The sequence below is a fragment of the bacterium genome, from assembly GCA_023135785.1.
Lineage (GTDB): Bacteria > CAIJMQ01 > CAIJMQ01 > CAIJMQ01 > CAIJMQ01 > CAZNJA01.
Window position 1 is genome coordinate 1 of record JAGLSL010000024.1, and the last position, 12553, is coordinate 12553.

The window sequence follows — 12553 nt, forward strand, 5'->3', positions numbered from 1 at the left end:
CCATTATGTTTCTGAACTTCTGCATTTTAGATACTTCTATATTACAGAATTTATTCTTCTTAGGAAATGACTGTTTACTGTAAAGATGATAATATACACAGTGCATGAAATACAAAAATAAATTTAGTACCCCTAGTCCGCCATTGCATCTTTGGCGGACAAACAGGGGTGCAAGGAGAGAAAAATGCGCAAAGAATCTTTAGAATTTTTAAAAGAGCTCGTGGGAACTCCATCTCCTTCGGGTTTTGAAACAGCAGTTCAAAAGGTTGTTGCAAACAAAATGAAAAAAATTACAAAGAATACTTCTATTGATGTTATGGGAAATCTGACGGGGATTTTAAATAAAAACGCAAAGCCAAGAATTATGCTTGCAGCCCATTGCGATGAAATAGGGCTTATGGTTAAATTTATATCCGACGAGGGATTTATATATTTTACAACTATTGGTGGAATAGATTTGCATATAATACCGGGAAGAAAAGTTTATATTAATACGAAAAAAGGCAAGATATTGGGCGTAACGGGTAAAAAAGCAATCCACTTAATGGAAAAAGAGGAAAGAGAAAAAATATCCAAAATGGAAGATTTATGGATAGACATTGGCGCGAAGGGCAAAAAACAAGCCCAAGAATTAGTGAGTATAGGAGACCCTATAACTTTTATAGAAGGCATGGATATTCTTAAGAACGATTTTCTGATTTCAAGAGGTTTTGACGACAAAATGGGTGTTTATCTTGTTACAGAAATTATGGATGGACTTAAAGACAAAAAATTGTCTTCCTCGGTTTACGGAGTAATTACCGTTCAGGAAGAAGTAGGGCTAAGAGGAGCAATCCCTTCTACCTTCAGGGTAGAACCTGATATAGGTATTTGCATCGAAGTGGCCCATGCAACAGACCATCCTTGTGTCGACAAAAAGAAAACAGGAGAATATAAAATTGGTTCAGGTCCTGTTATAAGCCGTGGCGCAAATATTAATCCAAAACTTTTTAATCTTTTGATAGATACAGCCAAGAAAGAAAAAATTCCCTGTCAAATTTTAGGCGAACCGGGAAGAACAGGAACTGATACAAATGTTATGCAATTAACAAAAGAGGGTGTTGCAACTGCGCTTGTTTCCGTCCCTGTGAGATACATGCATACGCCAGTTGAATTGCTTTCCACCAAAGACCTTGACTATACAGCACGTCTGATTATTGCTTTGATAAAAAGAATAAAACCCGGGATGGATTTTACACCGTAGTGACTTCAGAATTCAGCAGACAGAATTCAGAAAAAAAATTATCTAACAAATTTTCTCACTTTGACGGCAAGACAGGTCAAGTGGATCTGCCCGCTTCGTAGCAGGCGGGAACGCTTGACAAAACCGATAAATTCAAATAACATACGCTTCCTTGTTTAAATTGTTATCACAAACAAATACTCTAAAAATAGGAGTAAGGGGTTAAATGAAAGTAATGGAATCCAAAAAAGATATGCAGTCCCTTGAAGAATTGTACTTCTCCACTGTAAAATCTATTTCTGTTGGAGAAGTTGTGAAAGGCAAAATAGTCCAAATCAGTAAAGGGGAAGCCTTAATAGATATCGGGTATAAATCCGAAGGAATTATCTCCTTATCTAATTTTGATTCTCCGGAAGAGTTAAAAGTTGGAGACGAAATGGAGGTTCTCGTCGAATCCAAAGAAAACCAAGACGGTATGGTAGTCCTTTCTTTGGAAAAAGCAGATTTTATTAAAAATTGGGGTAAAATTCAGAAAGCTTATAATTCCGGCGAAACCATTAAGGGCAAAATTACAAAAAAAATCAAGGGTGGTTTTATTGTCAATGTGGGTATTCCGGGATTCCTGCCTTCCTCGCAAGTAGATATAGAGCCATTAAAAAATCAAGATGATTTAGTAGGGAAAGAAAAAGAATTTAAGATCCTCAAGACCAACCAATGGAGAAAAAATGTAGTAGTTTCTCATAAAGCTTATCTGGAAGAAAATCGAGACCAGTCAAGGAAACATCTTCTTAAAACCTTAAAGTTAAAGGACATTGTTAAAGGCAAAGTTAAGAATATCACCGATTTTGGCGCGTTTATAGATCTTGGTGGACTTGATGGCCTGCTTCATATTACTGATATTTCTTGGGGTAGAATTTCTCATCCTTCGGAGGTTTTGGCAATAGGCGAAGAAGTAGAAGTAGTAATATTGGAAATAGATCAAGAGAAAAAACGAGTTTCGTTAGGATTAAAACAGAAGAGTGCCGACCCATGGGAATTGGTAGAGAAAAAATTCCCCCTTAATGCTAAGGTTAAGGGAACTGTTGTCAATATAACTAACTACGGGATTTTCCTTGAATTAGAAAAAGGTATTGAAGGACTTGTTCACATATCGGAATTGTCTTGGACGAAACATATATCTCATCCATCACAGATGTTGAGTATAGGCGAGATAGTAGAAGCAATGGTCATAAATATAGATAAAGCAAATAACAAGATTGCTTTGTCTATAAAGAGAACAGAATCCGACCCATGGCTTAAGATAAAAGATAAATATCCTAAAGAAACTAAAATTAAGACCAAGGTGAGAACAATTACCGATTATGGAGTATTCGTTGAACTGGAAGAAGGAATAGAAGGGTTAATACACGTTTCCGATTTGTCTTGGGCTCCCAGAACAGAGCACCCTTCCAAATCAGTCAAAAAAGGGGAAAAGTTAGAAGTATTGGTCTTGGATGTAGATCCTACCCAAAGGAAAATATCACTCGGCCGAAAACAGCTTTTACCTAACCCTTGGGAAGAGATTGACAAAAAATATAAAGTGGGAATGGAAATAAAAGGAACGGTTACTAAAGTAACCGATTTCGGCGCATTTGTAGAAATTGGAGACGGAATAGAAGGACTTTTACATATATCTCAAATAAAAGACGAAACACCCAATGCCACTGAACAAGAGGGGGAAGTAGTATCCGTTCAAGAGTTACTTAAGGTAGATGATAAAATAAAGGTAACAATTGTAAGAATTAGTTCTGAAGAAAGAAAAATCGGGCTTAGTCTGGTAAAGAAGTTAAAGAAACCTGTCCGCCCCGATATTACATTGGGACAAGCAGGCGAGAAGACAACCTAATCCCCTACGGGTCAAACAAAAAATTGAAAACGGAAGTCATTAAGACAAATCTGTATTGTTTGCACTGCGAAAAAGAAACCCCACACGTTATAACATATGTAGGAGATTATGTTCATAAAATTGAATGTAATCTCTGTAATACACAGCTTCGTATCGACAAAGAAAAAATATTAAAATTTTACACTTCTAATGTTCTCAAAAGGCTTTTCACTAAACCTGAAAGGCTAACAGACGAATTGAGAAAAGACTTATCGTCTTTGTTAACTTCTCTGCCGTTTAGGATTGCATCAAAACCTTACCGTATGGCAAAGGAGCTTTTTAAAATTATTAAAGAAAAATGATTGCAGACCCAGCTACCATAATATTGGCAGGCGGAGATTATCAAATACAGCTTACAAAAATGAAGCAATTTTAAAATCACTGTAATCTTTTTTAAAATCCCCGCCAAAATAGATAGGCAGGGATATAATCACGTCTTAAATGAAAGCCAAAAACCTACTATCTCCCGTTCTTATAATCGCGCTTTTAGCTTTTATAGCAATAGGCAGTACGTTATTAATTAAAAATAAGAGAAACCAACTGCATCAAATCCGACATCAAGAAGCCAATGCTCTCCTAAGAGATTCAAAATATGCAGAAGCATTGACAATTCTAAAAGCTATTTATCCTAAAATTAAAGGGGAAACACAAACGGAAATTCTTTATCAAATCGGGATTTGCTATCAAAAAACAGGCGAAATAACAGAAGCTAAAAAATATTGGGACAAGGTTTTGAATTCTAAATACTCTTTCCATCATCCGGAAATATATTACGAGTTTGCCCAACAAAGATTAAGAGAAGCAAATTTTGAAGAAGCGCAATTTTATTACTCACAAATTACAGAAAAATTCCCCTCTCACTCGTTAGCCGGAAATGCAACATTAGGTCCCGTAGACATATACATAGCCAAAAGAGAATTTGAGAAAGCAAAGCAATACTGCGAGGAAATAATAGAAAACCTAGATTATTCTTCAAAAATCAGAGAAATAACTATAGATAAACTTGGCGAAATTAATATAAATCTATTGTTTTCTCCCCTTGCTACCGATATAAGCAAAATTTATTCAGTAAAAGCAGGAGATAGTTTGTTTTCAATATCCAGAAAATTTAGTACAACGATTGCTCTGTTGATGCGAGCAAATAATCTGCCAAATAGCGTCATAAAACCCAGCCAAAAACTAAAAATCACTATCAATAAATTTTCTATTTTGGTGCATGTTGACAAACAAGATTTATTTTTACGTTACGACGATAAATCATTCAAAAGATACAAAATAGCTGTTGGAGCAAAAGAGACCCCTACTCCGCTGGGGACTTTCGAAATAAGAGAAAAAATTAAAGATCCTACGTGGTATCCTGCAAGAGGAGGAGTAGTGCCGCCTCATTCAGCACAAAATCTTTTGGGTTCAAGATGGATGGGGTTATGGGAAACAGGTAAAAAAACCCATTACGGCATCCATGAAGCTATTGAACCTTCAGACATAAGCACATATATAAGTAACGGATGTATTAGAATGGTAAAAAGCGACTTGGAAGAAATTTATGATATTGTTACAATTGGAACTGGAGTAATTATAAAAAGTAACCAGTAACCAGCATATAGTAACCGGTAATAACGGCGTGATTTTCCTGTAAACTGGTTACTGTCCACTGTAAACTAACCGAGCGAGGCGAGGAATAGATGCATATAAAAGAATTTGAATTTGAAAAACCGATTATAGAACTGGAAAAAAGGATTCAGGAACTGAAATCTTCCAGTTCCGACGAGGGATTTGATTTATCAAAAGAAATAAAAGATTTAGAGGGAAAAGTTAATGGTAAAAAAATGGAGATATTCAGAAATATAACCGCTTGGCAAAGAACTCAAATAGCAAGACATCCCAAACGTCCATACACTCTTGATTACATTGGGCTTGTAATGGAAGACTTTATAGAATTGCATGGAGACAGAACGTTTTACGACGACCTTGCAATTGTAGGAGGCATCGCTTCTTTGGATGAAAAAACAGTGGTTGTAATCGGACATCAAAAGGGGCGAGACACAAAAGAAAATTTAAAACGCAATTTCGGGATGGCCAATCCTGAAGGTTACAGAAAAGCACTGCGATTAATGAAATTGGCTGAAAAATTCTCTTTTCCAATAATAACTTTTATTGACACTCCTGGCGCATATCCAGGCATAGGTGCAGAAGAAAGAGGACAAGCTTGCGCTATAGCAACAAATTTAAAAGAAATGGCTTCTTTGACTGTTCCGATAGTTACAGTAGTAATCGGAGAGGGAGGAAGCGGCGGAGCTTTAGGTATAAGCATGGGCAATTATATCTATATGCTGGAATACTCTGTTTATTACGTATGCAGTCCCGAAGCATGTAGTTCCATATTATGGAGAGATGTATCAAAGGCAACAATAGCGGCAGAACTGCAAGGCATTACAGGTAAAGACCTTTTAAAATTCGGCGTAATTGATGGAATAATTCCCGAAACACTTGGAGGAAGTCATAAAAACCCCGAAGAAACCGCAAAGAACATCAAGACAACTTTAAAAAAGGCGTTTGAGGAACTCTGTTCTATGCCAACTGAAAAACTTATTAGTCAAAGATATGAAAAATATAGAAAAATAGGGGAATATTCTACAATTTAAACAAAGCAATGAAAAAACTAATTTGGGCTTTTTTAACAATTCTCATTTTTTCCTGCGGATGCGCTACTACTTCCTTAAAAGAGGATAGATCAAGGCAAAGGTCTTCTCTTCCTAACGCATCACAAACTCGGCTATCGCAGGAAGAACAAAAAGTTGCAAGCCAAGACGCATATGGAAATTTCAAATCGGCTTCAGAACTTATAGTCCCGGCCGACATGTCAAATTTTCATATATTCACAAAAGTATTAAAAAAAGGATGGGGAGAAGAAAATAAAAATCTGGAAAAATTACTTTCAGATAACGAACCTGCATTTAAAGAGTTTCAAAACGGCTTGGGTAAAAAGCAGTTAACTCTTCCTGCATTTAAAAACTACGAAGAGCGCAGAGAATGTCTTTTCGTTCTTGATAGATTAAGAGAACTTACAAGATTATTAAATTTAAAGTTCCAATTCCAAATTTATAAAAAGGATTACGTCAAAGCCATGCAATGTTGTTTTGACATCGCGAGATTTGGACAACTTTTGGAAAAAGGTGGCAATTCCTTATCTAAAAGAATGGGAATGGCGATAGAATCCAACGGATACAAGAATTTAAGAGATACTGTTTTCCTTCAAACAAATAGACCAAATTATCCCCACCTTTTAGAAAATATCCAATCCTTACAAAAGAACGTAGATGTCAGGAAACATTTCAAAGAAATATTGAAAAAGGAATTCGTTGATATCAAATTCAACGTTTCACCTTTATTGTTATCTGAAATAGACTGGCAAGAATTTATAGAGAGCTACCAAGCAAGCGGATATACTCAAGAAGATGTAGAGCAAAGTGTTAGAGCCTGTTATGTTAACGCCATGGAAGATATCAATTTACCTTACAATAAAGGATTAAAAGCATGGGCATTGGAAGAAAATCCCCAAAATCCGGTAAGACAAATATTTATGCCTGTCTTGAGGAATATGTATATAGAGTGTGGGCGACTAGACACGGAGAGAGACGCAACTTTTATAATTATCGGATTGGAATATTACTATAATAAAAACAAGCAATATCCGGGAAAACTCTCCGACCTTGTCCCAACCTATCTTCCCTATTTGCCGAATGACCCTTTCAGCGCAAAGCCTTTTATTTATCAAAGAAAAGGCAAAGGTTGGATAATGCATAGCATAGGCAATGATTTAAAAAACGACTTCGGGCAAATATCCAGCTACTCATCTAAAGACAGCACAGGCGATATAATTTTCTATAAAGAATAAACGTTTGCCCTGCTTCCGCAATATGATTACATAGATTTCTTACTTTTAATCTGTGTAATCTGTATTTGATAATCTCTGCAATCAGGTCTCCGAACACAATGAGGAGATATTTATCCAAAGAAAACCTTGGCCTCATCTAATAAGTCCTTATCGACAATTCTCATTTCGCCAACCGCTTCTTCAAGAGGGACAGCGACAAGTTCCCCTTTTCTAAGGGCAGCCATTTTGCCAAACTCTGTTTTTTTAACAATATCTATTGCTTTAAGCCCTAATCTGGTGGCAAAATATCTATCAAATGCCGAAGGAGAACCTCCTCTTTGTAAATGCCCTAAAATAACCGAACGAGTTTCAACTCCCGTTCTTTTTTCGATTTCTTTTTCCAAAGCTTTTGCGATTCCACCTAATTTTACATGACCAAAGGAATCAGTTCCTTCGGCTTGAGTAAAGAATTTCTCGCCTCCCTTGGGAAGAGCGCCCTCGGCAACCGCAACAATACTATAAAGTTTGCCGTTTTCTTTTCTCTTGTTTATTATTCTGCAAATTTCTTCAATATCAAATGGTTCTTCAGGAAGTAGGATTACATGAGCTCCCCCTGCCATTCCGCCTTCAAGAGTAATCCAACCGGCATGTCGCCCCATTACTTCTACCACTAAAACTCTATGATGAGATTTTGCAGTCGTATGAAGAGAGTCTATTGCTTCAGATACACGATTTATTGCCGTATCAAAACCAAAACAAATATCCGTAGCCGAAAGGTCATTATCTATAGTTTTAGGAACTCCCACTACTTTTACTCCCTTTTTACTGAGTTTACTTGCAACTCCAAGCGTATCGTCTCCGCCTATGACCACCAAAGCATAAAGACCCAGTTGCTGTATACTCTCTATCGCTTTTTGCTCGCCGCCTTCTTCGTTGTACGGATTAGTCCTTGAAGTTCCAAGAATTGTTCCGCCTTCGCGATGAATATCTTCTACTGTTTCTGTAGTTATTTTTTCTATATTTTTTTCAAGAAGTCCGCGCCATCCGTCTTTTATTCCTATTATTTCGTACCCCAGTTTTTCGCCTTTTACTACCACAGCGCGTATTACAGCGTTTAACCCAGGAGCATCTCCCCCGCCGGTCAGTATACCTATTTTCTGTTTTTCCATTTGTTCCTCCCGATGTTTTGTATTTTATCAAGAATTCTATCCGCCAATTCTTTTTTGGAAAGTAGCGGCAATTCTTCTTTTTTCCCGTTTTTACTGATTAAAATAGCTTTATTAGTGTCACTGCAAAAACCCGAGTTCTTAATATTGATATCATTTGCCACAATCAAGTCAAGATTCTTTGTTTTCAATTTTTCCTTAGCTACATTTATCTGATTTTTTGTTTCTATCGAAAACCCGACTGTTATTTTATCTTTCTTAATTTTACCGACTTCTAATAATATATCGGAATTAGGAATAAGTTTAATATCCCACTGCCCTTCTGCTCTTTTTCTTTTCTGTTTTATAAGGGTTTTAGATCTAAAATCACCTACCGCAGAAGCCATTATTAATACATCAGTTGAAGCAAAATTTTGGATTACTTTATCTCTCATTTGCCTTGCAGTTACAACATTTATAATTTCAATTCCATCTGGTTGAGAAAGCAAAGTTGGGGCTGAAATTAATTTAACATCTGCTCCCCTTATTTTTGCCACTTGAGCCAAAGCATAACCCATCTTGCCTGATGAAGCATTCCCAATAAAACGAATAGGGTCAAGGAATTCCCGAGTACCTCCTGCAGTTATTAGAATTTTCACGCTTCTAAGATATTCCCCGCCTGCTTGTCCCAAGGTAACATCGCCGCGGGCAGGTTTTGCTGACAAGGCATGCTTAATATTTTTTATAATATCCTCTATTGAAGCAAACCTTCCTTCTCCTGTTTTACCGCTTGCTAAAACGCCTTTATCAACAGGAACTATATAATAGCCCTTATCTTTCAATTTACCTAAATTTTCTCTAAAAATTACATTTTTATACATACCCTCATCCATTGCGGGAGCAAAGATTATAGGACCTTGGAAAGAAATAAGAAGCGTAGAAAGTAAATCGTCGGCTATACCGCACGCTGTCTTCGATATTATGTTGGCAGTAGCAGGAGCTACAAACATCGCATCAGCCCACTGCGTAAGTTTGATATGAACAAGTTCCTCATGGTTTGAGGCCTGAATCTGGGTATTTTTGTCCAGTTTATTAAACATCTTCAAATAAACAGGATTTCCAGAAAGCGTTTGGAAAGTCAGAGGATTAATAAATTTAGTAGCATTATCCGTCATCACAACTTTTACCTGCGCGCCTTCTTCCTGTAATTTTCTTAACAATTGGCACGATTTATAACAGGCAATGCTACCTGTCACACCTAATATAAATTTCTTACCCTCAAACATCATTTGCTTTTACTTTCTATAAGACAAATTTTCTAGTTAATTGAAAAAGGATTTTATATCACTTCAGGCTTTGCTTTGCTTTGCTTTTCTTTTCTTTCTTCTTCTCTTTTTTCTCGGGAATGTTTGGTTTTCTGCCAATCGTTATCTTACCTTGCTCAATTTCTTCCAAAGCTATTTGCATAGGACCTTCGATTTCTGCCTGAATTAGTTTGGGTGAGCCCGAAACCAATTCCCTCGCCCTCTTGCTTGCCAAAGTAATCAATTCGAAAACATTCTCAACCTTATCACTTGAGCTATCTGAATGTTTCTTTTTCTCTTCTATTTTTTTTACCATTTTTTATTTCCCCCCAATAGTTTTTAGTATCTGATATAACTTTTCTCTCTTTTTTAAGGATTCTTCTTTTTCTGCTTTACATTTCTCTATTGCGCTCGGCTGCGCCTTTGACATAAAATCTCGGTTCGCTAATTTCTTCTCTATTCTTATCAGTCCCTCGTCCATTTTCGACAATTCTTTTTTTATCCTTATATTCTCCCTTTCCAAATCTATGTCCTTTAATAAAATATAAACACAAGTTCCCGACGAAGTAACTTGAGAAGAGAACTTCTCTTTAGCAGATATTTCTTTTTTTATCTGGATATCTTCAGCGTTTATAACCGACATTATGCTGTCTTTTTCTTTTGTGAAAATTACTTCTTCCTCTTGCGAAGATGGAACAACAACAAGATTCAACTTTTCATGAAACGAGATATTCCGCCCAGCTCTAATGTTTCTGCTTACTTGAATAACTTCATATTTCCAGGTCGCCTCCTCAACAACCTTATTTTCCGTTTTATCGATTTTAGAAATTGGCCACTGCGCAATTGCAATGCTTTCAGAAAAATTACCGCTTTTATACTGCGAAAGATGACTCCAGATTTCTTCTGTTATAAAAGGCATAAAAGGGTGCAATAATCTTACTATTTTATCCAGAACATAGAACAATGTCTGCCTGCTGACTTGCGCCGTTTCGGATGAAACAGGATTCGGGTCCAAATGACCATTTTCTTTCCTGAATTTATACTTGATTAATTCTATATACCAGTCACAAAACTCGTGCCAGAAAAATTTAAAAAGCAACTCTGCCGATTCACTGAATTTAAAGTTTTCCAATAGTTCTGTAACTTTTTTATTGACTTCTTCTGCCCTTCTTAAAACAAATTTCTCGTCCAACCCTAGGGAAAGTTCATATATGTCTTCTACAGGTTTAAATCCATCCCCCAGGTTTCCAATAGCGAATCGGGAAGCATTCCATATCTTGTTGCTGAAATTTCTCATACCTTCGAACCTATCCAGAGAAAAAATTATATCCTGTCCGGCTCCGGTATTAAGCTGCGCAAGCGCCATTCTTAACGCATCTGTTCCGAAATCTTCTATTAACTCCAGAGGGTCGACAACATTGCCTTTGGACTTTGACATTTTTCTGCCTTTTTTATCCCTGATTATGGGATGAATATAAACAGTGCTAAAAGGAACATCACCCTTAAATTTAAGTCCCATTAAAATCATTCTTGATACCCAAGAATATATAATGTCATATGCTGTGACAAGAGTAGAAGTCGGATAAAAATGTTTCAAGTCAGCAGTATCCTGTGGCCAACCAAGAGTTGACATAGGCCATAGGCTTGAAGAAAACCAGGTGTCTAATACATCTGTTTCTTTGGTTATGTTTTTACTGCCGCATTTTTTGCAAGATTTACCATCCACAACTTCTCTATTAAGCATAATTTCGTTACAATCTTCGCAATAGGATACAGGAATGGTATGTCCCCACCATATTTGCCTTGAAATACACCAATCTTTTATATTATCCATCCAATCAAGATATATTTTAGTCCATCTTTCGGGAACAAATTTTATTTTGCCGCTTTTTACCGCTTTAACAGCAGGACCTTTAAGTTTTTGAACATCAACAAACCATTGGGTAGATAGATACGGCTCTATCATTGTCCCGCAACGGTCACAATACCCTACTGAATGTAAATGAGGAGTAATTTTTACAAGATATCCTTCTTCCCTTAAATCGTTGACTACTTCTTCTCTGCATTTAAATCGCTCAAGTCCTTCATATTTTTTAGGAACTTGTTTCATTTTGCCTTCTTTATCCATAATTACAAGATTAGCCAAACCGTGCGTTTTGCCCATCTCGAAATCTGCAGGATCGTGGGCAGGAGTTACTTTAACGGCACCTGTCCCGAATGAAATTGAAACCCTTTCATCTGATATTACAGGTATTTCCCTTTGCGTCAAAGGCAAAATAAGGGTCTTATTTATAAACCGTTTATATCTTTTGTCTTTAGGATTTACTGCAACCGCAACATCACCAAACATTGTCTCCGGCCTTGTAGTCGCCACAGTGAGTTGCCCCTTGCCATCTTTTAAGGGATAATTTATATGGAACAATTTACCTTCAGTCTCTCGATATTCCACTTCCACATTAGAAAGAGCGGTTCTACAGCGCGGGCACCAGTTAACAATATAATTACCTCTATATATCAATCCGTCTTTAAATAACCGAGCAAAAGCTTCTTCTACCGCTCTAGAATGTTCTTTGTCCATCGTAAAAGCAAACCTGGACCAATCGCAAGAACATCCCAACTTTTCAAGTTGTTTGATTATTCTCTTTTCCTGTTGTTCTTTCCAATCCCAAATTTTACTTATAAGCTTATCTTTTCCAAGGTCGTGTTTGTTTATATTTTGCTTGGCTAATTCTCTTTCTATGACATTTTCCGTAGCAATACCAGCGTGGTCACAACCCGGTATCCAAAGCGCGTCAAATCCCTGCATTCTCTTAAAACGTATTATTATGTCCTGAATCGTTCCGCCTAGGGCATGTCCCATATGCAAGGAACCCGTTACGTTGGGTGGAGGAATAACAATACAATAGGGTTTCTTGGGAGAAGAAGTATGAACTTCAAAAAGTTTTCTTTCTTCCCAGAAGGTAAACCACTTATTTTCTACTTCTTTGGGATTGTACCGTGGGGATATTTCTTGCATTTTAAGCCCCCTTTATACAATAAAAACCCTCTTAATTCAAGTGTTTGTAAGAGTCCATAACATATTGG

At 36.8% G+C, this 12553-nt stretch carries 10 protein-coding genes; 6 read left to right on the forward strand and 4 right to left on the reverse strand.

Features of this window, described 5'->3' with window-relative positions; all coding sequences use genetic code 11:
• Positions 1-184 precede the first annotated feature (184 nt).
• The 6 genes from KAS42_02180 to KAS42_02205 all read left to right on the forward strand — a co-directional run bounded on the left by KAS42_02180 (position 185) and on the right by KAS42_02205 (position 7041).
• Positions 185-1243: a M42 family metallopeptidase gene (locus KAS42_02180; GenBank protein ID MCK4905039.1), complete on the forward strand. Its 1059-nt coding sequence runs from the start codon at positions 185-187 to the stop codon at positions 1241-1243.
• 205 nt (positions 1244-1448) lie between these two features.
• Positions 1449-3107, forward strand: a complete 1659-nt coding sequence (locus tag KAS42_02185; protein MCK4905040.1) for a 30S ribosomal protein S1 — start codon at positions 1449-1451, stop codon at positions 3105-3107.
• Positions 3108-3145: 38 nt separating this feature from the next.
• Positions 3146-3448, forward strand: coding sequence for a bh protein (locus tag KAS42_02190; GenBank protein ID MCK4905041.1), 303 nt, complete (start codon positions 3146-3148; stop codon positions 3446-3448).
• A gap of 139 nt (positions 3449-3587) precedes the next feature.
• On the forward strand, positions 3588-4739 hold the full coding sequence (locus KAS42_02195) for a L,D-transpeptidase family protein (protein MCK4905042.1): 1152 nt from the start codon (positions 3588-3590) through the stop codon (positions 4737-4739).
• Between the two features lie 89 nt (positions 4740-4828).
• On the forward strand, positions 4829-5788 hold the full coding sequence (locus KAS42_02200) for an acetyl-CoA carboxylase carboxyltransferase subunit alpha (protein MCK4905043.1): 960 nt from the start codon (positions 4829-4831) through the stop codon (positions 5786-5788).
• Between the two features lie 8 nt (positions 5789-5796).
• Complete coding sequence (locus KAS42_02205; protein MCK4905044.1) at positions 5797-7041, forward strand: hypothetical protein; 1245 nt, start codon at positions 5797-5799, stop codon at positions 7039-7041.
• A gap of 110 nt (positions 7042-7151) precedes the next feature.
• Here the strand turns inward: KAS42_02205 and KAS42_02210 are convergent, their stop codons facing one another.
• The 4 genes from KAS42_02210 to KAS42_02225 are packed head-to-tail and all read right to left on the reverse strand — an operon-like array spanning position 7152 to position 12485.
• Positions 7152-8189, reverse strand: a complete 1038-nt coding sequence (locus tag KAS42_02210; protein MCK4905045.1) for a 6-phosphofructokinase — start codon at positions 8187-8189, stop codon at positions 7152-7154.
• Entirely contained in the window at positions 8171-9454 is a 1284-nt protein-coding gene (gene coaBC / locus KAS42_02215; GenBank protein MCK4905046.1) for a bifunctional phosphopantothenoylcysteine decarboxylase/phosphopantothenate--cysteine ligase CoaBC, read from the reverse strand. Before coaBC ends, KAS42_02210 begins: the two co-directional genes overlap by 19 nt.
• Positions 9455-9509: 55 nt before the next feature.
• Positions 9510-9785 (reverse strand): DNA-directed RNA polymerase subunit omega, encoded by a 276-nt coding sequence (gene rpoZ / locus KAS42_02220; GenBank protein ID MCK4905047.1) that lies wholly within the window; start codon positions 9783-9785, stop codon positions 9510-9512.
• Positions 9786-9788: 3 nt separating this feature from the next.
• The gene (locus KAS42_02225) at positions 9789-12485 is read right to left on the reverse strand and encodes a valine--tRNA ligase (protein ID MCK4905048.1); all 2697 of its coding nucleotides are present in this window, start codon (positions 12483-12485) and stop codon (positions 9789-9791) included.
• Positions 12486-12553: the final 68 nt, after the last annotated feature.